The 24574-nt window shown below is 61.9% G+C and carries 22 protein-coding genes, 1 tRNA gene, 1 other RNA gene and 1 pseudogene; 15 read left to right on the forward strand and 10 right to left on the reverse strand.

Annotated elements, in window-relative coordinates; all coding sequences use genetic code 11:
* Positions 1-4 precede the first annotated feature (4 nt).
* Both HMPREF2806_RS08540 and HMPREF2806_RS08545 read right to left on the reverse strand, forming a co-directional pair.
* The gene (locus HMPREF2806_RS08540) at positions 5-784 is read right to left on the reverse strand and encodes an HAD-IIA family hydrolase (RefSeq protein WP_070517357.1); all 780 of its coding nucleotides are present in this window, start codon (positions 782-784) and stop codon (positions 5-7) included.
* Positions 781-1083 (reverse strand): acyl carrier protein, encoded by a 303-nt coding sequence (locus HMPREF2806_RS08545; protein WP_070517358.1) that lies wholly within the window; start codon positions 1081-1083, stop codon positions 781-783. The genes HMPREF2806_RS08540 and HMPREF2806_RS08545 overlap by 4 nt, the downstream gene beginning before the upstream one ends.
* A gap of 26 nt (positions 1084-1109) precedes the next feature.
* On the opposite strand from HMPREF2806_RS08545, the gene HMPREF2806_RS08550 reads away from it, so the two are divergent.
* Positions 1110-2126, forward strand: coding sequence for an alpha/beta fold hydrolase (locus HMPREF2806_RS08550; RefSeq protein WP_070517360.1), 1017 nt, complete (start codon positions 1110-1112; stop codon positions 2124-2126).
* A 237-nt stretch (positions 2127-2363) separates the two neighbouring features.
* On the opposite strand, the gene aceE is transcribed toward HMPREF2806_RS08550, so the two are convergent.
* Positions 2364-5120 (reverse strand): pyruvate dehydrogenase (acetyl-transferring), homodimeric type, encoded by a 2757-nt coding sequence (aceE, locus tag HMPREF2806_RS08555; RefSeq protein ID WP_070517362.1) that lies wholly within the window; start codon positions 5118-5120, stop codon positions 2364-2366.
* 173 nt (positions 5121-5293) lie between these two features.
* Between aceE and HMPREF2806_RS08560 the strand changes: the two genes are divergently transcribed.
* Both HMPREF2806_RS08560 and HMPREF2806_RS08565 read left to right on the forward strand, forming a co-directional pair.
* Positions 5294-5731 (forward strand): DUF3052 domain-containing protein, encoded by a 438-nt coding sequence (locus tag HMPREF2806_RS08560; RefSeq protein WP_070517365.1) that lies wholly within the window; start codon positions 5294-5296, stop codon positions 5729-5731.
* A 112-nt stretch (positions 5732-5843) separates the two neighbouring features.
* A tRNA-Val gene (locus HMPREF2806_RS08565) sits at positions 5844-5919 on the forward strand.
* A 78-nt stretch (positions 5920-5997) separates the two neighbouring features.
* On the opposite strand, the pseudogene HMPREF2806_RS14050 reads toward HMPREF2806_RS08565, so the two are convergent.
* Positions 5998-6243: pseudogene (locus tag HMPREF2806_RS14050) on the reverse strand (recombinase family protein); the annotation flags it as partial.
* 187 nt (positions 6244-6430) lie between these two features.
* On the opposite strand from HMPREF2806_RS14050, the gene HMPREF2806_RS13150 reads away from it, so the two are divergent.
* The gene (locus tag HMPREF2806_RS13150; protein ID WP_158013216.1) at positions 6431-7123 is read left to right on the forward strand and encodes a DUF2599 domain-containing protein; all 693 of its coding nucleotides are present in this window, start codon (positions 6431-6433) and stop codon (positions 7121-7123) included.
* A gap of 399 nt (positions 7124-7522) precedes the next feature.
* Here HMPREF2806_RS13150 and HMPREF2806_RS08570 read toward each other — a convergent pair whose 3' ends face one another.
* Genes HMPREF2806_RS08570 through HMPREF2806_RS08580 form a run of 3 tightly spaced genes read right to left on the reverse strand, consistent with a single transcriptional unit; the run spans position 7523 to position 9361 of the window.
* Entirely contained in the window at positions 7523-7837 is a 315-nt protein-coding gene (locus tag HMPREF2806_RS08570) for a hypothetical protein (protein WP_070517366.1), read from the reverse strand.
* 23 nt (positions 7838-7860) lie between these two features.
* The gene (locus HMPREF2806_RS08575) at positions 7861-8838 is read right to left on the reverse strand and encodes an SURF1 family cytochrome oxidase biogenesis protein (RefSeq protein ID WP_070517367.1); all 978 of its coding nucleotides are present in this window, start codon (positions 8836-8838) and stop codon (positions 7861-7863) included.
* Positions 8839-8869: 31 nt separating this feature from the next.
* Positions 8870-9361, reverse strand: a complete 492-nt coding sequence (locus tag HMPREF2806_RS08580; protein ID WP_046647730.1) for a low molecular weight protein-tyrosine-phosphatase — start codon at positions 9359-9361, stop codon at positions 8870-8872.
* A 103-nt stretch (positions 9362-9464) separates the two neighbouring features.
* Between HMPREF2806_RS08580 and HMPREF2806_RS08585 the strand changes: the two genes are divergently transcribed.
* The 5 genes from HMPREF2806_RS08585 (at position 9465) to HMPREF2806_RS08605 (ending at position 14096) form a co-directional block, all read left to right on the forward strand.
* Entirely contained in the window at positions 9465-10313 is an 849-nt protein-coding gene (locus HMPREF2806_RS08585; RefSeq protein WP_070510034.1) for a Nif3-like dinuclear metal center hexameric protein, read from the forward strand.
* On the forward strand, positions 10314-11030 hold the full coding sequence (locus tag HMPREF2806_RS08590; protein WP_049156859.1) for a zinc ribbon domain-containing protein: 717 nt from the start codon (positions 10314-10316) through the stop codon (positions 11028-11030). It begins immediately after the preceding gene.
* Positions 11027-12208 (forward strand): bifunctional RNase H/acid phosphatase, encoded by a 1182-nt coding sequence (locus tag HMPREF2806_RS08595; RefSeq protein ID WP_070517369.1) that lies wholly within the window; start codon positions 11027-11029, stop codon positions 12206-12208. Before HMPREF2806_RS08590 ends, HMPREF2806_RS08595 begins: the two co-directional genes overlap by 4 nt.
* 15 nt (positions 12209-12223) lie before the next feature.
* Positions 12224-12656: RNase P RNA component class A (gene rnpB, locus HMPREF2806_RS08600), an RNA gene on the forward strand.
* A 36-nt stretch (positions 12657-12692) separates the two neighbouring features.
* A complete protein-coding gene (locus HMPREF2806_RS08605) occupies positions 12693-14096 on the forward strand; it encodes an RNB domain-containing ribonuclease (RefSeq protein WP_070517370.1) in 1404 nt (467 codons plus the stop codon).
* Here the strand turns inward: HMPREF2806_RS08605 and HMPREF2806_RS08610 are convergent.
* Positions 14093-15364, reverse strand: a complete 1272-nt coding sequence (locus tag HMPREF2806_RS08610) for a galactokinase family protein (RefSeq protein WP_070517371.1) — start codon at positions 15362-15364, stop codon at positions 14093-14095. The two genes, HMPREF2806_RS08605 and HMPREF2806_RS08610, sit on opposite strands and share 4 nt — an antisense overlap.
* Positions 15365-15510: 146 nt before the next feature.
* Between HMPREF2806_RS08610 and HMPREF2806_RS08615 the strand changes: the two genes are divergently transcribed.
* On the forward strand, positions 15511-15699 hold the full coding sequence (locus HMPREF2806_RS08615; RefSeq protein ID WP_046647736.1) for a hypothetical protein: 189 nt from the start codon (positions 15511-15513) through the stop codon (positions 15697-15699).
* 134 nt (positions 15700-15833) lie between these two features.
* Here the strand turns inward: HMPREF2806_RS08615 and HMPREF2806_RS08620 are convergent, their stop codons facing one another.
* Positions 15834-17561: a CYTH and CHAD domain-containing protein gene (locus HMPREF2806_RS08620; protein ID WP_070517372.1), complete on the reverse strand. Its 1728-nt coding sequence runs from the start codon at positions 17559-17561 to the stop codon at positions 15834-15836.
* A gap of 110 nt (positions 17562-17671) precedes the next feature.
* Positions 17672-18559 carry a DUF2786 domain-containing protein gene (locus HMPREF2806_RS13155; protein ID WP_232745383.1) on the reverse strand — a complete coding sequence of 296 codons (888 nt, stop codon included), beginning with the start codon at positions 18557-18559 and terminating at the stop codon, positions 17672-17674.
* A 388-nt stretch (positions 18560-18947) separates the two neighbouring features.
* Here HMPREF2806_RS13155 and HMPREF2806_RS08630 point away from each other — a divergent pair, with 388 nt between their 5' ends.
* From HMPREF2806_RS08630 to HMPREF2806_RS13620, 5 genes are all read left to right on the forward strand, one after another.
* Complete coding sequence (locus HMPREF2806_RS08630) at positions 18948-20285, forward strand: glutamine synthetase family protein (protein WP_046647739.1); 1338 nt, start codon at positions 18948-18950, stop codon at positions 20283-20285.
* Between the two features lie 7 nt (positions 20286-20292).
* Positions 20293-23352, forward strand: coding sequence for a bifunctional [glutamine synthetase] adenylyltransferase/[glutamine synthetase]-adenylyl-L-tyrosine phosphorylase (locus HMPREF2806_RS08635; RefSeq protein ID WP_070517375.1), 3060 nt, complete (start codon positions 20293-20295; stop codon positions 23350-23352).
* Between the two features lie 140 nt (positions 23353-23492).
* On the forward strand, positions 23493-23810 hold the full coding sequence (locus tag HMPREF2806_RS08640; RefSeq protein ID WP_049154535.1) for a hypothetical protein: 318 nt from the start codon (positions 23493-23495) through the stop codon (positions 23808-23810).
* 29 nt (positions 23811-23839) lie between these two features.
* On the forward strand, positions 23840-24277 hold the full coding sequence (locus HMPREF2806_RS08645; RefSeq protein WP_070517377.1) for a hypothetical protein: 438 nt from the start codon (positions 23840-23842) through the stop codon (positions 24275-24277).
* 134 nt (positions 24278-24411) lie between these two features.
* A complete protein-coding gene (locus HMPREF2806_RS13620; protein WP_158395987.1) occupies positions 24412-24564 on the forward strand; it encodes a hypothetical protein in 153 nt (50 codons plus the stop codon).
* Positions 24565-24574: the final 10 nt, after the last annotated feature.

A 24574-nucleotide genomic window follows, 5' to 3' on the forward strand; every position in this document is an offset into this window, starting at 1 on the left:
AGGCCTAGTCCGCGAAGGGATCGAAGATGCGCTCCGGCAGGTCCGCCACGGAGTCAATGATTCGCGTCGGGCGGAAAGGATAGCGCTCGATGATGCGGTCATCGCTGATGCCGGAGCGCACCAGGATGCTGCGCATGCCGGCCTCGAGGCCTGACTTGACGTCGGTATCCATGCGGTCACCGATCATGATGGTGTTTTCCGAGTGTGCGCCGATGTTGTTCAAGGCGCTGCGCATCATGACCGGATTCGGCTTGCCCACGTAGTAGGGCTCGCGGTTGGTCGCCGCGGTGATGAGTGCGGCCACAGCACCCGTGGCCGGCAGCACGCCCTGCGGCGCGGGGCCCGTGACGTCCGGGTTAGTGGCAATGAAGCGCGCGCCGTTGCGGATGAGATTGATGGCCGTGGTGATGGCTTCAAAAGAATACGTGCGGGTCTCACCCAAGACGACGAAATCCGCGTCCCGGTCATTGAGGATCCAGCCGGCCTCGTGCAGCGCGGTGGTCAGGCCGGACTCGCCCACGACATAAGCCGTGGACAGCCCCGCCTGGTTGGAGAGGAAGGCCGCGGTGGCCGTCGCCGAGGTCCAGATGCGCTCCGCCGGGATATCCAGGCCGGTGTTCTGCAGGCGTGCGGACAGGTCCCGCGGGGTGGACATCGAGTTATTGGTCAGCACCATGTACTCGATGTTGTTGTCCTTCAGCGCCTGGATGAATTTATCCGCGCCGGGAATCATCTCCCCTTCCTTGATGAGGACGCCGTCCATGTCAGAGAGGTAAGAAATCACGAGTGTTCCTCCACGTAGTCAGCAAGTTCGCCCACCGTGGTTACGGAGAGCATGGTTTCTTCATTAAGGCGGACCCCGGAGGCTTCCTCGAGGCGCACGGCTAATTCGATGCGCTCGAGTGATTCAACCCCCAGGTCCTCCAGCTTTGCTTCGCGCTCTAGGCCTTCCTCCACGCCGGTCACCTTCGTGATGAGGCGCGTCAGTTCGCTATAGGCGTCGCCGGTGGGTGCAGAATCTTGCTCTTGTGCCGGCGCGGAGCCGAAGCAGGCTTGGAGTTGCGCTGAAAGGTCATTAGCCATGGGGCCCAGTCTAGTATTGAAATGTCATGGTTATTCGAGCACGTTCCTCCGCCGTCGCCCGCAGCTGGTCGCGCCGGGTTCGCCCCCGCATGCGCGCCATCGAGCACGCCGTCCACAACGAGCTGCATGATCTCACTACTGAACCGGGCCTGACTGCGGTGAGCGACTCGGGCTTCGTCGACAACGACGGCGTGCGCGTGGCGTGGTACGAGGTGGGCCCTGCGGACGCGGAGGTCACCGCGGTCTTCATCCACGGCTATTGCCTGTCTGCTGAGAGCTTCTATTCCCAGGTCAACGACGTGCGCCGCAACTATCCCACGGTGCGCTGCCTGCTTGTCGACGTTCGCGGCCACGGCCAATCCACCCACGTCGCCCCCGCGCAGTGCACGGTTCGGGGCGCGGCCGACGATGTGCTGGCCGTCATCGCTGAGCGTGCCGCCGAGGGGCCGTTGGTGCTGCTTGGGCACTCGATGGGCGGAATGATTGCGCTTAACCTGCTGCGCCGCGCACCGCGCCAGATCTTTGACCGCGTTGAGGGGATGGCGCTGGTGGCCACCTCTATGCAGCGCTTTGCCGCCGCAGGCGTGGCTCGCATCTTGGAATCGAAGACCCTCGGCGCGGTCTACCGCGCGTGCTTGAAGCTGCCCCGTCGGCTCAACCGGGTGCGCTTTGAGGTAGCGGCTGTCATCGCCCCGGCTTTCGCGGCGCTGCTGCAGGGCTTCCCACAAATGGACAAGCTGCAATTCCACGTGGCGATGCTGCTGGATACGCCGATGTCGAGCTATGCGGGCTTCTTCGATGACTTGGTGGAGCACTCTGAGTTCGGCGCAACGGCCCGGCTGCGCAGCGTGCCGGGCGAAATCGTGGTGGGCCAGCATGACATCGTGACCCCGCACCGCCAATCGGAGGTGATTGCCCGCCACTGGCCGGACTCCACCCTGACCGTCGTCGACGGTGCTGGCCACATGGTCATCTTGGAAGAGCCCAGCGAGGTCTCCAAGGCCTTGGGCCGGGTCCTCGATCGCGTGCTCGGTGGCGACTAAGCCGCGCTAATGCCGGCTAAGTCCTTTGTCGACAGCGGCAGGGCCTTTTGTTGGCGGTGGCTGAGCCCCGCGCGGTGGTCGAACTACCCGTTCTGCCAAAGATAGAGCCTCAAGATCTGGCCAGAACTTTGGCAACAACGACAGTTGCCGCCCCTCGGTTTAGGTAAGAAGAATGCCCCTCCTGCCCGAGGTGGGGCAGAAGGGGCTGGAGGGCTTGGGGCTGTTAAGCCCTAAGCCTTAGTCCTCGTCGGAGGACGTAGAGATGGTGGCGGTCGGGTCGTCGAGCTTCAGCTCGCGAGCTGCCTTCTCCACGGTGCTGCGCTCCACCTTGTCCTCGCGGGCCAGGCCCTCGAGGACGGCGACGACGATGGACTCGGCGTCGATGTTGAAGTAGCGGCGAGCGCCTTCGCGGGTATCGGAGAATCCGAAGCCATCTGCGCCCAGGACGATGTAGTCGCCCGGGACGTAGGGGCGAATCTGCTCCTGCAGGTCCGTAGCGAAGTCGGAGACACCGACGAACGGCCCCTCGAAGCCCTTGAGCTGGGAGGTAGCGAAAGCCTCGGTCGGCTCCGTGCCCTTGCGCAGTGCCTCCTGGTTACGGGCGGCGCCGTCGCGAGCCAGGTTGACCCACGAGGTGACGGAGAACAGCGAAGCCTTGACATCGAAGTCCTCAGCCAGGATCTCCTGGGCGCGCAGGGCCTCGTACATGCCCACACCGGAGGCCAGGATGTTGGCTGGGATGGAGCCGGACTCGGCGGTGTTGTAGTGGTAGATGCCCTTGTGCAGGCCCTCGACGTCGAGGTTCTCCGGCTCAGCAGGCTGCTTGACCGGCTCGTTGTACACGGTGATGTAGTACATGATCGGCTCGTTGTCCTCGCCGTACATGCGCTCAATACCGCGCGGAACCAGGTGAGCGATCTCGTAGCCGAAGGCCGGGTCGTAGACCTCCACGGCCGGGTTGGTCGACGCCAAGATCGGGGAGTGGCCGTCCATGTGCTGCAGGCCCTCACCGGTCAGGGTGGTGCGGCCGGCGGTCGCACCGATGATGAAGCCGCGGCCCAGCTGGTCGGCAGCAGCCCAGAAGGCATCGCCGGTGCGCTGGAAACCGAACATCGAGTAGAAGATGTACAGCGGAATCATCGCCTCGCCCTGGGTGGCGTAGGAGGTAGCAGCCGCGGTGAAGGAGGCTGCGGCACCGGCCTCGGAAATGCCCTCGTGCAGAATCTGACCATCCGTGGCCTCGCGGTAGGAGAGCATGAGGTCGTGGTCCACCGGAACGTAGTTCTGGCCACGCGGGTTCCAGATCTTGAGAGTCGGGAACCAAGAGTCCATACCGAAGGTGCGGGCCTCATCCGGAATGATCGGCACGACGCGCTTGCCCAGCTCCTTGTCGCGCATGAGCTCCTTGAAGGTACGCACCAGCGCCATGGTGGTGGCGACGTCCTGCTTGCCGGAACCCTTGCGGACCGAGCGCAGCTTGGACAGATCCGGGGTGGTCAGCGTCTCGAAGTTCTCACGACGTTCCGGCAGGAAGCCGCCCAGCTCTTTACGACGCTCCAGCATGTACTTGATCTCCGGAGCATCCTTGCCCGGGTGGTAGTACGGCGGCAGGTACGGATCGGCCTCGAGCTGCTCGTCGCTGATCGGGATGCCCTGCTTATCGCGGAAGAGCTTGAGATCCTCCAGCGTCAGCTTCTTCATCTGGTGGGTAGCGTTGCGGCCCTCGAAGTTGTGGCCCAAGCCGTAGCCCTTAATGGTGTGGGCCAGGATGACCGTCGGGCGGCCGGTGCCCGCGTAGCTCAACGCCTTGTCGTATGCGGCGTAGATCTTGCGGTAGTCGTGGCCACCGCGGCGCAGTGCCCAAATCTCATCATCGGACATGTCCTCCACCAGCTTGAGCGTGCGCTCATCGCGGCCGAAGAAGTGCTCGCGCACGTAGGCGCCGTCGTTAGCCTTGAAGGTCTGGTAGTCACCATCAGACGTGGTGTTCATGATGTTGACCAGGGCGCCGTCCTTGTCGGCTTCCAGCAGCTTGTCCCAGCCGCGGCCCCAGACAATCTTGATGACGGACCAGCCGGCACCGCGGAAGAAGGACTCCAGCTCCTGAATGATCTGGGTGTTACCGCGCACCGGACCATCGAGACGCTGCAGGTTACAGTTCACCACGAAGGTCAGGTTATCCAGCTCATAGAGGGAAGCCATCTGCAGCAGACCACGGGACTCCGGCTCATCCATCTCGCCGTCGCCGAGGAAGGCCCAGACATGCTGCTTGGAGGTGTCCTTGATGCCGCGGGTCTCCAGGTACTTATTGAAGCGTGCCTGGTAGATAGCGTTAATGGGGCCAAGGCCCATGGACACGGTGGGGAATTCCCAGAAGTCCGGCATCAGGCGCGGATGCGGGTAGGACGGCAGGCCCTTGCCCTCACCGCGCGAGTGCTCCTGGCGGAAACCGTCGAGGTCTTCCTCGGTGAGGCGGCCCTCCATGAAGGCACGTGCGTAGACACCCGGTGACGCGTGGCCCTGGAAGAAGACCTGGTCACCGCCGGAGGGATCATCCTTGCCTTTGAAGAAGTGGTTCAGGCCCACCTCATACAGCGGGGCAGCACCTGCGTACGTGGAAATGTGTCCACCGACGCCAATGCCCGGACGCTGTGCGCGGTGCACCATGATGGCCGCGTTCCAGCGGATCCAGCGGCGGTAGCGCTTCTCCAGTTCCTCATCGCCCGGGAACTCCGGCTCGAGGGAGGTCGGGATGGTGTTGACAAAATCCGAGGACGTCAGGGACGGCAACGGCACGCGCTTAGCGGTAGCGCGCTCAAGGAGACGCAGCATGAGGTAGCGGGCGCGCTCCGGATCGGACGAGTCCAGCAGACCGTCGAGGGAGTCCATCCACTCGCGGGTTTCCTCTGGGTCGGAGTCATGCAGGTATGCTGCCACGCCATCGCGAACGATGGGGAAGTTGGAGTCACCGTTGTGGGCGTCCAAGTCGGCCATTAAATCCTCCTGGTTCGTAGTACAAAGATCTGCTCCTAGGATACGCGCCGCATTCAAGGAGGGGCATTTGGAGGCCCTCAGGGGTGGTTTCATGGGGGAAAATGTCCACCGCTGGTGAAGATAGGGGGAGGTTCGACGCGAAAAAGTGCACCGTAGACGTTAAAATACTCTGCATGACATCAACTACTTCATCGGAAGGAACTCAGCGAGTGACGGGATTTGCAGCCAAGCTCGGCATCGAAGAGGGACAGATTGCTCTGGAGCTTGGCTGGGACGAGGACTGTGACTCCACGATTTCTGAGTCCATCGAGGACGTGTTGGGGGAGGATTTCCTCGATGAGGAGACCGACGAGCTGTGTGACCTCGTGCTGCTGTGGTGGCGCGCGGAGGACGGCGATTTGGTCGATGGGCTGGTCGATGCCACCCGTCCCCTGGGTGATTCCGGCCGTATCTGGCTGCTGACCCCAGGCGCTGGAAAGCCGGGCAACCTCGAGCCCGGTGAGATCTCCGAATCCGCACAGCTGGCCGGTCTGGTGCAGACCAAGGCTGAGCGCCTCGGCGAGTGGCAGGGTTCCTGCCTTGTAGCCCGCGGCTACACCAAGAAGCCTTAAGGGCTACCGCAGGATATACCTGCTCACGCGGCATTCGCAGCGGCGAATTACACCCCGATTTGTTGCTGCGGGTGCCCATGGGCTAGTCTTGTTCGAGCGCACCAAGTGTACTGCGGCTTTAGCTCAGCTGGAAGAGCAACTGGTTTACACCCAGTAGGTCGGGGGTTCGATCCCCTCAGGCCGCACCAAATGAAACCCCTTTCCGTTAAGTCGGAGAGGGGTTTCGTCGTGCTCGGAGGCCGGTGCTCTAGGGGTTGAGGGCCGCTTTGATGGTCGGTGTAGATGCGGACTGCTCCGGCTGCTTTGAGTTGGGTGTGTTGGCGTTCGGGGTTTTGGTCGGTAGTGCTGACGCGGGCGTAGCCGATGATTTGGCCGGCAATGCCCGTGGAGTGTTCGGTTGGGTATACCTCAAAAGGCTGCCACTCGCCCCAATTCGATATCCACTCCCCTCTACGAATGTACGGATGCGTAACGGTGCTCCATGTACAAGTGGAACTAATGCTTACGAAAATGAATTAGGTCACAAAAGCGTGACCAGTGTTTATGTAGATGATGTTTATGCAGATGAATGATCATTGTTAGCAAATAGTTATTGACTACATTTTTCATTAGCCGTAGGTTTGAGGTAAGCCGGTGACGAGCCGGGCATCTTGGAAATCTGGAAAAGAGGTCATCATGTTAAAAAAGGGGCTGACGTGCGTGAGCGCCACGGCATTGTTTGCACTGAGTTCGACATTTTCAGTGCAGGCTTCCGCAGATGAGGTAAACAAATACGTTCCCGTAGAGGGGAGCGATGTGTCAGTGATTGGAGCTAACACCGATTCCAGTGGTGGCGAAACAGAGGCGCAACTGAAGGCGGGGGATAGCTTTCGCATTGAGGGGCCAGCCGGAACCAAAGTAAACCTGCTGGGCGATTCCAACTTCCTTGAAGTAGTAAAACCTGGCGGTGAAGTGGGGCTCTACGCAGTCGCACCAGCTGGCCTTGAATTTGAGGTCGAAGACACTGTGGTGACGGTCGTTGATCTTCCCTCCAACCAAGTTGCGGAGCGTGCAGCCGCCGAAAGTAATGATGAACCAATCAGGGCTGCTTTTGGACTGTCCCTAATCGACCGTGTGGACATTGTAAAACAGCCCGAAGGTACGCGATACAAGGTCTTTCCTACGGTCTTGGGAAGGGCAATGCGGTCACCAATCCCTGAAACTGCAGGTTGGAATGAAGCAAAATCCAAGGGGGTTGCGGATACTGGAAGCCTCCACAACCAGTTTGTGTGTCACCCGCTATCTCAAGTCGCCCGAGTTAAGCCTAGTTGGAACTTGGAGGATTGGCGCCCTGATGTTGGACTTCCTAGAACAATAGCCGAACGATGTAATCCGGGTGAGGGAGACGATTAACCACACAAACCCGCGCTAAAACAGCAAACATGTATTGAGGAGGATGGCATTGACGCGTAAACAGAAAAGCGCAGCCTACTGGTCGAGCGTTACTGTCGTTGTAGTGCTGTTCATCGCAACGCTTGTAATCAATTATCTAGCAGGACTAAGTGCTGATGAATCATACTTTGGAGCACATTGGTGGCATCGTCTGGCGTGGGTTACGCCACTGTTGTTCTTGGCTTCTTTGATTTGGGCCTGGTTCGAGCACAGGAAGGTGCATCGGTATCCGCATTGACCCATATTTAGTAGCGTCTGGAGAAAGATTGCTGCGGTCATGTTCTGTCCCGTTTGTGATTGCGTTTAGCTTATGGCGATGAATTTACGGTGCCCACCAACATAAGGTGGGCACCGTTTGTCTTAGTGTTCGCCTGGCCACTCGCGGAGATTGATCCGGTTGAGTGCGACGTTTTCTTTGCGATATTCGTCACCATAGATGCCTTGGCAGTGCCCTGGATAGAATCTCATGGAGAAGATCCTGACACAGTAGAGTCCGTTTGCCTGCTTGCCGATTCGGAGACATTCTTCTTCACTACCGTTGATTGGCGACACTGCTTCTGGCATGTCTTCGTCCCAGTTGGGAATGCAGTTCTCAGCGGTGCAGCCAGCGGCTTCAAGTATACTGTCGGAAATCTCGGTTTCGGTCGCTTCTCGCGTCCACGCAATCGCGTTCATGATCGTCCCCTTTGGGGGCGAGGCTAGTAGCGCTCCTGACCGCGCTCGCGGATCTTCTCATAGAAGTCCGGCTTGGCGGAGCCATAGCGCGAGCGGGAGCGGCGCGAAGGCTGCGTTCCGGCCGCAGGCGTCGAAGGCTGGACAGAAGACGCCGTGGCTTCGGGGCGCTCGCCCGCAGGCTCCGCTTGCTCGGAGCTATCGACGTCCGCGGCCGCATCGGGGGAACCGGCGCCGGTGGCGGCCGCAGTGGCCTCAGCAATCAGAGCATCCTCATCGCGGGCGCGGCGGCGCTCCCGGATCTCGGACCACACGAAATACGCAAAGCCCAATGGTGCCATCACGCCGAAGGCAATCCACTGGTAGCCATAGGACAAGTGGTTGCCGCGGTCTAACTTTGGAACCGGCAGCGCATGCAGCTCACCTGGCTGCTCGGGGGAGAGTTGGAGGTAGTCGTGGGCGAGGGGGACGTCGACAAGCTCTGCGATCTGCTCCGTATTGATGGAGTAGACCTGCGTGTAGCCCTGCTCCTCAATGGGGGCGGAGGTGTGCTCGCGCTCGTTGTAGCGCGCCATGCCCACGATGGTCACCCTCTCCGAGGGGGCCGGATCGATGTGGGGAACGGAATTGCCCTCATCCGTGGGTACCCAGCCGCGGTTGACCAGGAAAGTCTCGCCGGAGTCGGTCTCAAAGGGAACCAGCGACTGGAAGCCCGGAGCGGACTCCACCGGGCGCAGGCGCAAGAGCACCTCATCCTCCGGAAGGTAGTGGCCGGTCAGCTCCGCGCGTTCCCACTCCTTGCGCAGGGAGCCATCGGTGGAAAAGACCTCGGTGACCGGCTGGGGGTCGGAGTCATAGGCCTCCTCAATGAGGTGGTTGCGCTCCACAATCTGGTCGTCTTTATTCAGCTGCCACGGTGCGAGCACCGTGAAAGACAAATAGGAAAAGGCGACGATGAAGATGAGAAAGAGCACCCACCCAGGCTTGAGGAATGTCTTGAGCATGATGATCAGTCTAGTAGCCGCAAAAGATTATCTAGCCGTGGTTCGTCTTAATCCACTCGAGCAGACCTGGAACGGCGGCGTCGATCTCTTCGCGGGTACGGGCGAAGTCCTCCTCCGTGCCGTAGAACGGATCCTCCACGATGGCGTCCTCCGGAGAATTCGGGTCGAAACTGCGCATGAGGCGCACCTTGTCCTTCGGGATGCCGCGCTCGATAAGGGCATCGCGGTGGCCGGTATCCATGGCCACGAACAGGTCCGCGTCCATGTGCTCCGGACCCAGCTGGGCGGCCTGGTGGCCAGCGCCATCGTGCCCGCCGCGGCGCAGCTCAGCCACAGCGCGCTCATCAGCGCCCTGGCCCACGTGCCAGCCGCCGAGGCCGCAGGAGTCCACGCGGGCGAGGAGATCGAGCATGTCGGTCTCCATGGCATCACGGGTAATGATTTCCGCCATTGGTGAGCGGCAAATATTGCCCGTGCACACGAAGACGATGTGGAGCTGGTTGTCGTTCTCCGGAGGCGTCATGCAAAGGCTCCTTAAGCTAGAGGGGTGCGCTGACGAACGAAAGCTAGGATATAGCAGCGACGCGACTGACGTGAAACCTGAAGCCGTATAAGGAGCAAACGAGATGGCAGAACACACGACCGTCGGCGAGATTCGCCGCGTTATCCACGAGGCCTACCCGCCGCAGCTCGCTGAGTCGTGGGATGCAGTCGGCCTGGTGTGCGGTGACCCCGCGGACGAGGTGCGCACCGTGGCCTTCGCGTTGGACTGCACCCAGGAGGTGGCAGATAAGGCCGTGGAGCTCGGCGCGCAGATGCTCGTGGTGCATCACCCGCTGCTGCTTCGCGGGGTGACCTCGGTGGCGGCGGATACCCCGAAGGGCAAGGTCATTCACACTCTTATCCGCAACGGTGTGGCCCTCCTGGCAGCGCACACCAACGCGGATAAGGCGCGCCCGGGTGTCAACGACAAGCTGGCCGAACTCGTCGGCATCACGCCCGGCCGCCCCATCGTCCCTGTCGAGCCCTACGAGAACCTCGACGAGGCGCTGGGCCTGGGGCGCGTGGGCGAGCTTGAGCAACCCATGACGCTGCGGGAATTCACCCAGCGCGTGGCCGATGCCCTCCCAGAAACCGAATGGGGAGTGCGCGCGGCCGGTGATCCGGAGCGCGTGGTGAAGCGCGTGGCCGTCTCCAGTGGCTCGGGTGACTCCTTCCTGGACCAGGCAGCAGCGCTCGGCGTGGACGTCTACGTCACCTCCGATCTGCGCCACCACCCGGTAGATGAACATCTGCGCGCTGCGCACCTGGCCCATCCTGAAGGTCCAGCCGTGGTCGATACCGCTCACTGGGCCAGCGAGTTTCCCTGGACCACCCAGGCGCGCGATATTGTGGAGAACGCATTGCGCGTGAACACCGAGATCATCGATGTCCGCACCGACCCATGGACGATTTCTGCGCATAAGGAGAACTAAATGAAACTGTCACAGGATCTGCAGAGCATCTTGCTGGAGCTGGCGACCCTCGAGCGCTCCCAGGCGCACGGTGGAACCCCCACCATCCCGGAGCAAGAGGAATACGAGAAGGCACAGGCCGCACACGCCCGGCTTCTCGACGCCTCCGGCTCCGCCCAGCTCGCCGTCGACGATATGGAGATGGAGATCCTGCGCATCCAGGCCGACGAGCGCAAGCTGCGCCAGCGCGAGCGCGACGATAAGGCCCAGCTCGGTGCCGCGACCGACCCGGAGACTCGCAAGGATCTGGAGCACGATCTCTATGCGGCTAAGTCCCGCATCGCGGATCTCATGAGCGAGCTGCAGGAAGCCCACAACGAAATTCACGCACTGCGCGCCAACCTGGATGTCCACGGCGCGAAGGTCTCCGATTCCGAGCGCAAGCTCGAAGTGCTCAAGCGCGCGGCCGAAGCCGCCCAGGAGGCCGCGGCGAACCGACCGGATCCGCAGGTGCGCATCGGCGAGCTGCGCGAGCAGCTGCCCGCGGACATCGTGGCGGAGTACGAGACCGTGCGCGAAGAAAACGGTGTGGGTGCGGCGGCCTTCACCGGGCGCGGTTGCGGCGGCTGCTTCATCGTGCTGCCGCCGGCCGAGCAGAACGCGGTGCGCAACGCGGCGGCCGACGAGGTCCCGCAGTGCAGCGACTGCGGCTCCTACCTGGTACGCCCGGCCTCATGAAGCTAGTCATCTTCGCTGACGGCGGCTCCCGCGGCAACCCCGGGATAGCCGGTTCGGGCACGGCAGTCTACAACGAGGACCGCTCGCAGCTGCTCAGGGAAATCGCCTACGTCGTGGGGCAGAAGTCCACTAATAACGTGGCCGAATACCACGGCCTGCTGCGCGGCCTCGAGGCCGCGGTGGAGCTGGGCGCGGACGAGGTGGAGTTCTATATGGACTCCAAGCTCGTGGTGGAGCAGATGAACGGGCGCTGGAAGATCAAGCACCCGGACATGCAGAAGCTCGCCATCGAGGCGCGCCGCCTTCTCAACCAGATTCCGCGCTTCAGCCTCGAGTGGGTCCCGCGCGCCAAGAACTCGGTGGCCGATGAGCTCTCCAACGTGGCCATGGATGCCGCCGCGAAGGGCGAGCCCGTGGGCATCCTCGATATGGGTGCCGGCGACGCCGCTGAAGCCGACGCTGCTGTCGATGCGGCGGGCGGTGTAGAACCCGGCGGGGAGGCGGGGGAGGCGTCGCCAAGCGCGGCGTCATCGACCGCGGCCGACTGGCGCCCTGAGTGTGGCCCGGCCACCCGCTTCATCCTGCTGCGCCACGGTCAGACAGCGATGTCCGCAGCCAAGCAGTACTCCGGGCGGGCGAACCCCGAGCTCACCGAGCTAGGCAAGAAGCAAGCGCTCGCCGCCGCGCAAGCGCTGATGGATACCCACATCGATGCCGTGGTGTGCTCGCCACTGCGCCGCTGCCAGCAAACGGCCGCGGCCGTGGTGGAGGGCCGGGACCTGCGGGTGGAGACCGTCGAGGCCCTCATCGAAGTGGACTTCGGGCGCTGGGAAGGCAAGACCTTTGCCGAGGCCGACGCCGCCGACCCCGAGCTCCACGCGCGCTGGCTGAAGGATACGTCCGTGGCCTGCCCGGGCGGGGAGTCCCTGCGCGCGGTGCACCGCCGCGTCAGCGCCGCGCGCCGCCAGCTGCAGCAGCGCTATGCGGGGCAAACCGTGCTCGTGGTCTCCCACGTCAACCCCATCAAGTCCTTCGTGCGCCAAGCGCTCGACTCTGGACCGCAGACCCCCAACCACCTCTTCTTAGAGCTGGCTTCTGTGAGTGAGGTTGAATTCTTCGATGGCGGTAGCACCCTGCACCGATTTAACGATGTGGGGCATCTGGGCGCGCTGCGATAAACTAACAGGCGCGAATGAGCCGACCGGGTAAACGCGTTCCGTCGAACCGGCCTCTTCCTGGGGCTAGGCGCGGGCCGAGGAAAGTCCGGACTCCACAGAGCACGGTGGTTGCTAACAGCAACCCGGGGTGACCCGCGGGAAAGTGCAACAGAAAGTAGACCGCCGCGCCCTACGCTTCGCTCCGGCGCGGCGTGGGGTAAGCGGTAAGGGTGAAAGGGTGCGGTAAGAGCGCACCAGCACCGTCAGCGATGGCGGTGGCTGGGTAAACCCCACTGGGAGCAAGGCATCACGGCCCGCTGGAAAGCGGGCCCGATCAGGCGTTAGTAGGCTGCTCGTCGAAGCCTGAAGGTAGCTGCTTGAGCCAACTGGCAACGGTTGGCCTGGATGGATGTTTACCACCGCGCCTTGGTGCGCGGCACAGAATCCGGCTTATAGGTTGGCTCATTCGCGCCCATATCTTTATTTTTTGGAACAATGGGACGGCATGAAGCTGTATGCCGCGCCCCTGGACTTTCGCCCCATCGCCGAGGAATTCTCCGTTCCCACCGACTTCCCAGGAGAAGTCACCGCGCAGGCCGCGTCCGCGCAGGATCGTTACGCCGAGCAGCGCCGCGATGCCCGCGACATCCCGCTGGTGACTATTGATCCGGCCGGCTCCATGGACTTGGACCAGGCCGTCTTTATCGAGGCCCGCGATGGCGGCTACCGCGTCCTCTATGCCATTGCCGATGTCGCCGCCTTCATCGAACCGGGCTCCGAGCTGGAGACCGAATCCCTCACGCGCGGGCAAACCATCTACCTACCCGATGAGCCGGCGCGGTTACACCCGGCGGAGCTGTCTGAGGACAGGGCCTCGCTGCTTGCCGACGTCGACCGCCCCGCCGTCCTCTGGACCTTCGACCTCGACACCGCGGGTGAGGTGGAGGACTTCTCGGTGGAGCGCGCACTCGTGCGCAGCCGCGCCCGGCTGGATTACGACCAGGCCCATGCGGACCTGGAGAATGGTACGCTGCATTCCTCTATCGCCCTGCTGCCGGAGGTGGGCAAGCTGCGCCAGGCTTCCTCGCTGCGCCGCGAGGCGATCAACCTGCGCCTTCCCTCGCAGCGCGTATCCGAGACGAATGATGCGGAGAAGGGGCACTACGAGCTGGTGATGGAGCCGCGCTATGAGGTGATGGACTATAACTCGGAGATTTCCTTGCTCACCGGAATGTGCGCGGGCCGATTGATGGAAGAGCATGGAGTTGGTTTCCTGCGCACCCTATCGGCGGCCACCCCGGAGGCCGAGGCAACTTTTCGCTCGGAAGCGGAGGCCCTGGGCTTTGAGTTGGGGGAGAGCAGCATCTCGGAATTTCTCCATTCCGTGGACGCGGATTCACCGCGTGGCATGGCGGTGATGCGCGAGGCCCAGCGTCTTTTGCGAGGGGCAGACTATGTGTGGCTGGAGGACGGTGAAGCGGATGTGCATGCGGGGATCGGCGGATACTATGCACACGTGACCGCCCCGCTGCGCCGCCTCATCGACCGCTTTGCCACGGAGGTGTGCTTGGCGCTGAGCGGTGGCTATGAGGTGCCGGAGTGGGTACGCGAGCGCGCCGGGGATGTCATTTCCACGATGCGTTCGACCTCGCAGCTGGCTTCCCAAGTGGATAAGGCGTGTCTCAACCTTACGGAGGCTACGGTTTTGGAGCCGTGGGTAGGAACCAACTTTGAGGCCGTGGTTGTCGACGGCGGAGAAAAGCGCGAGAAAGCGCGCCTCGTCGTGCTGGATCCGCCGGTGATTGGAATGGCCGTGGGGCAACCACCCACCGGCAGTGAGACCACCGTCTCGCTGGTGAAGGCCGATGTTGCCGAGCGCGACGTGCTCTTTGCGTGGCCGGCGGACTAGTCCTCGGTAATGGCGGGGGCACCGGCCGATAGGGGGACGACAAGCAGGCCGTCCTCGGCGAGGTCGGCCGCGAAGTTCGGGGCCTTGGTGCTTGGGACGTAGGCAATAACCGCGGTCGAAGTCCCGGCGTGGGCGGAGCGCGCGGCGACGGCGCCACGAGCGGTGGCCAGTTGTGCGAGTTTTTCCGCAGAGTTGAAGCCATAGACCGTGGCCAAGGCCGACTGCGATTGGGTCAGCAGCGGGAAGAGCTCGGTGCCGCGGCGTGAGCGCAAGGCGCGGGCAATTCTCTCGGCTCGCTCGGTTTCTTCCGAGTAGAAAGTGAGCCATGCTGTGGCTTGGTCGATGGTGGGCTGGTTTTCGGGGCCGTGCACCTTGTGGACGGCGGCGAGCCACTCGAGGACACGCTGGGGCGCATCCGGCAGGAGGCGCAGCGATGCAGTGCCGAAGGCGCGGCAGGCGGCGTCAATGAAACGCTCGCGGGCGCGGATTTCGGCAACAGCCTCAGCGGAATCGAAGTCACCGGGGACGGCGAGGGCAAAAGCTGCGATGTCCTTGTTGACCACGTGCGGTGCCTGGGTGACGGAACCGTCAGCGTAGTCGATGATGGTGATGGAGTCACCCGCGCCACGCAGTGCGGCGGAGTGGCGGGCCCGCAGCACAGGGAAGCGGGCAAAGGTGCCGACAGCTTGGGAGCATACCTCTGCGATCCGGGCGCGAAGAGGAGCATCGTGGGGATCGTCCGCGCCGCCGAGCAAGGCCAAAGCGGTCGCGATATCAATGGCTGCGGCGGCTCCGAGCCCGGCCGAATCTGGGATATCGTTGACCGCGGTGATGTCGGCACCGGCGGTCTCGCGGGTGAGGAGCTGGCGGTTGATCATGGTGTAGATGATGCCGCCTAGGCGCGCTGCGATGGCGCCCTCGGGCGCTGGGGGCTCGATGGGCTGGCCTTCGGAATCGACGCCGGGCTGCTGCTCCGCGGCGAGGGAGGAGACTTTCTCTAGCGAAATCTGGTCCTCAACGGTCTCGCCGTTGGTGTGCTCGAGGCGAACGTTGACGATGCCATCGCTGCGAGGGCTTACGGCTACCGCTGCGCGGAGATCAGCCAGGCCCATGATGGTGATGCCGCCGTAGTGGTCAATGTGCTCGCCGATGAGTGCCCAGGTGGCTGGGGCGCTGGCGACATGCGCCGGCTCGGCGCCGATGTTGTCGCTGTGCGCGGCGCGAACGCGGTCGACGGCCGGGGTCGAAGGGGCAGTCCACAGGGGCATCGGGAAGGTTCTCCTTTGCTGGTGGCGAGATCCTGCCTGTAAACGGGGCAGGAGGTAGGTGACCTATCTATTCTAACGGGCGAAGTCGATGGGCGGTCTGTAGTGTGGGGTGCACTGATCGAGCGCCTGAAAGAATGGAGAAAACAATGGCCGAGGCTGATAACAAGTGGTTCTACGACCCGTCCACCGGTGAGGTGACCCAGGGCAAGGTGTCTGGCTGGGAGAATCGCATGGGCCCTTATGATTCCCGCGAGGAAGCCGAGCGCGCCATCGAAATCGCGCAAGCCCGCACTGCTGCGGCTGATGCCGAGGACGCTGCTGAGGACGATTACTAAGGTCCTGCAGGACGCCCCATTGAGGGGTGGTAACTCAAAGCCAACGGCCCACCCCTCGCGAGAAACGCGACGGAGTGGGCCGTTGAAATGTCTGTTCTGCCTGCCGGGCGCTGCAGCGCTCCCAGGGGGAGGAATTAGCGCAGCTTCTTGCGCAGCGGCTTGAACGCAGACTTGATGGTTTTGAAGCTCTCCGAGTAGGCATTGAGCGCTTCCACACCGATGGCGCGCTCACGCTGGTAGAGCAGACCATAGCCAAAGGTGTCCTCGCCTCGGCGGCGTGCGGTCTCTGCCAATTCGAGCAGCTTGTCGCGAGAGGTCACCGAATCCTGGAAGTCTCCCAGGACTGACTGCATCTGCTTGCAGGCCTTGTAGAGGTTCTTCGTCTTCAACGAAGTTGCGGAACCAGCTGCTTCCGCTGCATAGCGCAGTTTCTTTGCCGCCTTGCGCATATCGTGGAAGTACTCTTCACGTTCGTGCAGCGTCAGCTCGGTATTATCCCAGTTGGAGACTGCCTTCTTGTGGCGCTTGACCAGCTTGTCATAAGCCTGCTTGAGGTGCAGGGCCATCACCGTATCAAGATCGTGGGGTTCTTCGTCCTCATCAGGCTTGGCGTGCTTCGGCTCGCGGTCCTTTGCTGACTCTTGTTCTTCAGTGGGTTCAGCGGACGCCGAAGCGACGACCGCAGGGTCTTCCGTTTCGCTGCTGGCAGAGGTGTTGTCGGCGTCAACGGGCGTGTCCTCACCGGCAACCGGCGGGTCGGAGAGGAAGGCATCCAATGCATCGAGCAGAGCCAAGTATTGGTCGGAATCGAGCGCGGCGATGACTCGGCGATGCGCGCGGCGGTAGGCGCGGCCCATGTCGTGAGCAATGTGCTCGCGGGTAGCTTCATCGAGGACATCGGAATCCTCGGACGCGAGGAGGTTCTGCCAACGTTCTTCCACGACCTCGGCATCACGGGCGACGCCCAGCATGGCCGCAAGTTCCTTCAGATCTGACTCAATGCGCTCGATTTCGGGGCCCACCACAATGCCGTGGAAGGTCTGCAGGTGGCTGCGCAGTTCACGGGTGGCCACGCGCATCTGGTGAACTGAATCCCACTCATCGCGGCGAACCCGTGGATCATATTCGACGAGCTTGTCCCGGTTGGCTTTCAATGCGTCCACAACCGCTGCCGCGGGTGAGCCCGGCTCCACGTTGGACGTGGCAAGCGACGGGGGAAGTTCGACATTGTTGATGGATTCACCCAACGCCGACTTCAACTTGGATGGCGAGGAAGAAACCCGAGCGCCAGAGCTAATCAATAGGGAAGTAGCGTGCCGCAGTAGAGCGCTGCCTTCCTTGGAACCGGGGAGCTCCCCAGCGAGCTCGACTTCCCACTCACGCCACGAGCTCTGGGAGCCACCCGGAAGGAAGGAGAAGGCAGTGACATGGTCATCACAGAACTCAGCGACCGGCTGGTCATCGGCGTTGACAAGGAGCAATTCGGTGCGGTTGTTGTCGACCTGCGCAATGGGCTCCAGCGGATGATTGCGGATCACTGAGCGAACCTGGTGGAGAAGCTCGGCTGGAACCTCGTACTTGCCATCAATTGGTTCGCCGAGTTCGGCGCGAATTTCGGTGCGGCCCTCGGCACCGGGGATCTTGATGTGCCAACCGTCATCGTTGCCGCCGGTACGACGGCGCAGCGTGATCTTGGCGTGAGTAAGGCGAAGGTCCTCCGTGTCGTAATAGATCGCCGACAATGATTGGTGGCGGGTTTCTGCTACTCGGGCAACTTCGTCGAGGCTGGTGAGATCGGGCGCCGGCGTGGCTTCATCCACGGCGAACTTGGCTTCGATTTCAAGGAACGTCTTCGGAGACATGTACACACCTTCGTCGGGGAGCGAAAATTTAAAGAGGAGGCACAAAACCTCTACACATCCATCTAGTTTACCTAGTCATTAGAGCACTTGTGCCAGCCTTTGAGTCCGCCCTAACGAGTGAGTTGGGCACGTCCTGGCAGCCCTGAGGAGTCACCACTCAAATGAGACTTTTCTGCAGCGGATGCCCCGGCGGACACGCCTGCTCGGCTCCCCATAGCTAAAGATATGGTGCGGGCGTTGGGAAAGAGCTGATCTACTACCGCTTCCGCGCTTCGTCGGCGATCTTCCACCGCTGATAAAGATTGTTGGGCAAGGACTACTGCATCATGCCCAACCCCCGGATTGCGTGTTGTGGAAGCTGTCGCGTCTGTACTTTGTGGCCCCAGCGTGGTGTTTGCCTTATCTAAGAGCTGACCGATTCGGGTGGCATAGGACAAAATGAAGCTTCGGCGGAAAGCTGCAACATTGCCGAGTTGGCGTGCGCTTTTCGCGTGTTCTCCGTGGTGCAGGTGCCACTCACACTGCCGAAGAAGCGAAGCGAAGAGGTCGGTGACATGGTGGACGTCCTCTCTAGCGCCGAAGACTGTGATGATCCCTTTGGGGTGAAGCTTCAGTACAGTGCATCCATTTCGATCCGCGATGACGCTGAGGAGAGTGGTCTTGTGGTTGATGTAGGGGGCGCTGATGTGAAGGCGCGTGGAAACCACGGAACTGGGCGAAGCATCGAGCGTGCCATCGAGCCGATGTCGTTGCTGCAGGCTTTGTGCCTTGGCAATGAGCGCATTGGCTTCCTCCTCGTAGGGAGTGGATTCGGCCTTCCGCAGAAGGTGGGAGATTTTGGTGCGGATTTTATCCTCCTTGCTGCCATGCGCTGACTGGGAGCTATTTCTCTCAGGCACGAGCACGTCAACGTCACGAAGTATCGGAAGCAACATGGTTGCTTCGATGAGCCGTGTCAGTTCATCGGTGGACATGGTCATCGAAGCAGGCGGAGTCAAGCTCAACCACTCCTTGCGCAACGCAGTGGAACTAATCTGCGCGGGTACCTGACCGGCGGCACGATAAATGAGCGGGTGGCAAAAGTCGCCCACGACGTGAAGAAGATCCTTAGGGGACCATCCTCTCTGGGCCGCCTGGATAATGAGGTTGAGTCCTTGCTCGCTCAGTGTTGCGTGGTTGGTACTCATGGAAATCACATTCCTATCTTTGTTCGTACATCAGTTTGGATATGGAGCCATTCAAGCATGTGGCAGCGACAAGGGCTCGGAAGGTCGAAAAAATTTGCCCCCGAGATACTCTTGCCAACTGGGGTGATAGATGACGCTGCGGGGGCAAAAGAGCAAACGCCCAGCCGCGGCTTCAGCGCGCGGCGGTAGGGTTTAAAGCATGAACAGCCAACACGAATTCGTCCTTCGTACAGTTGAAGAACGCGATATCCGCTTCATTCGCCTTTGGTTCACTGACATCCTAGGGGCGTTGAAATCTGTGGTGATGAGCCCCTCCGAATTGGAATCTGCCTTCGAGGAAGGTGTTGGCTTCGATGGCTCCTCGGTGGAGGGATTCTCCCGTATCTCAGAGGCCGATACTATCGCCATGCCGGATCCCTCAACGTTCCAGATCATGCCCTTCGATAAAGAAGAACCAGAGCTGTTGTCAGCGCGCATGTTCTGCGATATCACCCAGCCCGATGGGCACCCTTCTCTAGTGGATCCGCGCCACATCCTGCGCCGGCAGGTCACAGAGGCGGCCAATGAAGGGTTCACGTGTAAGGCCTCACCGGAGATCGAGTTTTATCTCCTTGAGGATGCGCGCGATATCAACAACCTCATTGCCACCGACAACGGCGGTTACTTCGACCAAGCCACCCACGATAACGCCCCGAGTTTTCGCCGCCGGTCGATGTATGCGCTGGAATCCATGGGCATCGCTACGGAATTCAGTCACCATGAAACCTCACCCGGGCAGCAGGAGATCGACTTGCGCCATGCTGATGTGCTGTCCATGGCAGACCACATCATGACGTTCCGCTACCTCATCAAGGAGGTGGCTTCCCAGCAGGGCGTGCATGCCACATTCATGCCCAAGCCTTTCGAAGACCGCTCGGGATCGGGAATGCACACCCACCTCAGCCTGTTTGAAGGTGATTCCAACGCCTTCCACGACCCCGACGATGAGATTTCCCTCTCTAGTACGGGACGGCAGTTCATCGCCGGCATTCTTGAGCATGCAGTGGAAATGACGGCGATCACCAACCAGTGGACCAACTCTTACAAGCGCCTGATGTTTGGTAGCGAAGCCCCGGGGTCGGTGACCTGGGGCGTGTCTAACCGCTCGGCCCTCGTCCGAGTACCGACTTACCGCCTGTCCAAAGAAATGTCGCGACGGGTAGAGATTCGCTCTCTAGATTCGGCGATGAACCCCTACCTGGGATATGCGGTTCTCCTGGCCGCCGGATTGCGCGGTATCAGGGAAGGCTATGAGCTCGGTGATCCGGCCGAGGACAATGTCCATCAGCTGACCCGCCGTGAGCGCCGTGCGATGGGGTACAAGGACCTGCCCAGCAGCTTGGACCAAGCACTCCGAGAGTTTGAGCGCTCCGAATTCATGGCAGAGGTCCTCGGCGAGCACGTCTTTGAGTACTTCCTACGCGCAAAGTGGGACGAGTGGCATGAGTACCAGCAACAGATCACCGCATTCGAATTGCGTAACAACCTGAACTTCTAGGAGTAGCATGCGTCCAGCGTCAGTACCGTCCCCGGCGACTCTTGGCCTTACCCGGCCAACTGCTGCGGAGGATCTTTCCCGTCTCGAGTGGGATAATCCGGAATCCCTGGAGCTGCTGTGGACACTGGCCGGAACCGGCGATCCCGACATGGCCCTCAACACCTTGATGAGAATCTTCGAGGGAGCGCCCGAGATTGGGCCAGCGATGCGTGAAGACGAGACCCTTCGAGTTCGGCTGCTCGCCCTATTGGGCGGATCCTCGGCGTTCGGTGATCACCTCGCCGCCCACCCGGAGACCTGGAAAGAACTGCAGCGCCCGTTGCCTACCCCAACGGAAATGCTGAACACATTATTGGACGAGGTGGGGGCGGAACCGGCGACGTACGCTGAGCAACCGGACCGCCCAGACACGGCGAACCCCGAGCTGACATCGCCCGGCACCTACCGAGCATCCCCTGGTGACCACAAAGCATCGCTCAAGGTGGCATACCGGACGCTGATGATGCGCATCGCCGCGCATGACCTCGCCGGTACCTTTCACTCCCGCAAGGGGCAGTCGCGGCCGCAACCACGAGTGGGGTTTCGTGAAGTCACCAGGCTGACGACGGCTCTCGCAGATGCCGCCTTGACGGCCGCACTCGCAGGTGCGGTCCGTGTGGTCTATGGCGATGAGCCCCTCGATGCGCAGCTGGCAGTTATCGCGATGGGCAAGTGTGGCGCGGGGGAGTTGAACTATATCTCCGACGTGGACGTTATCTTCGTGGGCTCGGAGGCGACGCCGAAGGTTACGCGCCTAGCATCGGAGTTCAATCGAATCGGCTCGGCCTGCTTCTTCGAGGTCGACGCCAACCTGCGGCCGGAAGGAAAGTCCGGCGCTCTCGTTCGGACCCTGGATTCGCACGTGGCCTACTACAAGCGGTGGGCGGAGACCTGGGAGTTCCAGGCACAACTGAAGGCGCGACCGCAGACCGGCTACCTGCCCCTAGGCAAGGACTACGTGAGCCAGATCGGGCCCATGGTGTGGACTGCCTCGCAACGGGAGTCCTTTGTTGAAGACGTACAGGCTATGCGCCGCCGCGTGCTCGAGAACGTCCCAGAAGAGATGCGCCTTCGAGAGCTCAAACTCGGGGAGGGGGGCCTGCGCGATGTAGAGTTCGCAGTCCAATTGCTGCAGTTGGTGCATGGTCGCTCGGATGATTCGTTGCGCACGCTCGCGACGGTCGATGCGCTCGCCGCACTTGTGCGCGCCGGGTATGTAGGGCGCGAGGATGGCACCCAGCTCATTGAAGCCTACGAGTTTCTGCGTCTGCTGGAGCACCGCCTCCAAGTGGAGCGCTTCCGCCGAACACATACGTTGCCGGCGAAGGATGACCACAAGGCGCTCGAGTGGCTGGCCATCAACTCGGGTTTCCATCCGCAGGGCCACCAGTCGGCAGCGGATCGGATGAACGCCCACCTTCGGAAGATTCGCTTGCTTATCTCTGAGCTCCACTCGCGCTTGTTCTACCGCCCGCTGCTCAATTCCGTGGCATCGATGTCAGCGGACGAGCTCAAGCTGTCGCGCGAGGCGGCCCTCCTGCAGCTGGCGGCGCTGGGCTATCGCCATCCGGATAGAGCCTTCGAGCATCTCGCTTCTTTGGCCGCGGGCCAGTCGCGCAAGGCCCGCATCCAGGCCATCTTGCTGCCCACGTTGATGGAGTGGCTCTCGAACACCGCGGATCCAGACATGGGCTTGTTGAACTACCGCAAGCTTTCGGAAGCAGCCTACGACCGTACCTGGTTCCTGCGCATGCTTCGCGACGAAGGCGTCGTCGGCCAACGCCTCATGAAAATTCTGGGCACCTCGCCGTTTACGTCGGAGCTCATCATTCGGGCGCCAGACGTCGTCAAACAGCTCTCCGACGGCGCGGCCGGGCCCAAGCTCCTAGAAACCAAACCCGAACAAGTGTCTTCCGCCTTGGTCAATTCCACCAAGCGCCATGCGGACCCGGACAAGGCTGTCTCGGTCGCGCGGTCTCTTCGCCGCGCGGAGTTAGCACGAATTGCCGCAGCGGATCTGCTGGGATTCCTGCCGGTTCAGCAAGTCTGTTACGAGCTGTCCACCATCTGGAATGCGGTGTTGGAGGCAGCGCTCCGCGCCGAGGTCAGGGCGTGGCGGCTGGAGAACGACGATGACGAACCACCGGCTCGCATCGCCGTGATCGGCATGGGGCGGCTCGGCGGGATGGAGCTGGGTTTTGGCTCGGACGCCGATGTCATCGTGGTAGCGGAGCCAGTCGCAGGCAACCCGGAAGAGGAGGCGCTGCCGTGGGCCATCGGCATCATTGAGAAGCTGCGTCGCCGTCTGGCAAAACCGTCCGGAGATCCGCCCTTGGACGTAGACCTTGGTTTGCGGCCTGAGGGGCGCTCGGGAGCGGTCGCGCGCTCCATTGAGTCCTATGAGCGCTACTACTCGCAGTGGGGCGAGCCGTGGGAGATGCAAGCACTACTCCGCGCTGCCTTTGTGGCGGGTGATGAGGACGTTGGCCAGCGTTTCCTCACCATGGTGGATGCTTTCCGTTACCCGCCGAAGGGCGTGAGCGAGAAGACCATTCGTGACATTCGTCGCATGAAGGCGCGCGTTGACAATGAGCGCCTACCGCGCGGCGCGGACCGCAATACCCATACCAAGCTGGGGCGCGGTGGGTTGACGGATATCGAATGGACCGTCCAACTGCTCCAAATGATGCATGCCCACGAGGTACCGGCGCTGCATGAGCCGTCGACGCTGCGCGTCCTCGATGCCCTCGAAGACAATGAAGTCATACCCGTGCACCAGGTACAGGAGCTGCGGGAGGCTTGGCTCTTGGCCACCGATGCCCGAAACGCTTTGGTATTGGTTCGCGGCAAGCGCGTGGACCAGCTGCCGGCACCGGGGCCGCAGCTGGCGCAGGTGGCTGGCGCTGCAGGGTGGGATCCCGAACATAACCAGGATTTTCTCGACCATTACCTCAAGATCACCCGCCACGCCCGCAAGGTGGTCGATGAGGTGTTCTGGGGGGAGGCGGAATCCTTCGAGCACGACTAAGAGCTGCTGTCCTACCCCCTTAGCCGGACCCTGAGCCTACCCGGATCTATCCCTGATCTTGGTGCCGTGCCCTGTTCATACCGGTGCTAAGCCGATAGCCTGGGCAGCAGTTACCGTCCCAGCCTTCAAAGGAGCACACTATGAGCCTCAACCTATCCCTCGACCTGAACGATGCCACCCTCGCGGACCTTGAAGCCTTCCTTGCCGCGGCCCGCGCTGCTGGGTGTGATCCCGCAGCCGCGCTGAGCGTGGAGGGGACGGTGATGCACGTGGACGTCGCCAAGCCCCGCGTCCGCCCCGACGTTTCGAAACCTGATACGCCACGTCGCACCAACCTTGACCGCTCCGCAGCGGAGTCCACCATCCGTTCCATCATCGATGCCCTCTCTGAGCGCCTTGATCCACCGCACCCTCCGCACGGGACTTCCTTTGGGACGTTTGGGCCGAGCGTGGATTAATCCGATGAGCTATAGGGAAGCCTAGAATTATGCCCGTGAAGTCCAAGCAGATCATCGCCGTATGGGTCCTCGTGGTGGCGGCCGTCATCACCGTCGTCGGCGCAGGCTGGTGGGTCACGGAGAGGAATCACGTACCGGAGGGAGCACTGACGGTGGAGCAGGTCGTCAATGGTGGCGTGCCGCAGGATCAGTCGGTGAATGCCCACCTCGACCCCACCGAAAATGACCGTATCGTGGCCCTGGCGGAGGCGCTGGGGATCCCGTCGGAATCGGTCCCGCGTGGCCTGCTTTCAGTGGCGTCGGATAGGTACAGGTCCCGCCAGGTCCTCGAAGCCGATCTGGACAAGGCCGTTGAGGCGGGCGCCATCACCAAGGAAGAGGCCAAGGGGGCGCTTTCTGCCTTCGACGCTGGCATCGTCGCCCCGGTGGAGGGGCCGATCTTCGTGGAGTCGACCCCGGCTGAATAGGCCCCGCTGGCAACGCTGGCACTGAAGTCACAGGGACTGGCAGGAGATGCGCAGTCAACGAGGATTTGCCTTGCAGCCATGGCTCTTAAGCTCACACGCACAGATAACGAAACGATAAAGGTTGGTGCGTTGAAGTGGAGAAACGACGAAAACTGCGCGAGCTTCTCAGGACCGCAGTGGGAGTGAGCATCGCCATCCTCGTTCCCATCGGCGGCGGGCTGGGCGTCTTCGAAGTGGCCAACGGGGTGCCCCTTGAGGCTTCGTTGAGCGCCCTGTCCCTCCAGTAGCCCAGCCTTG

It is taken from the genome of Corynebacterium sp. HMSC076G08 (assembly GCF_001811515.1).
GTDB lineage: Bacteria > Actinomycetota > Actinomycetes > Mycobacteriales > Mycobacteriaceae > Corynebacterium > Corynebacterium hiratae.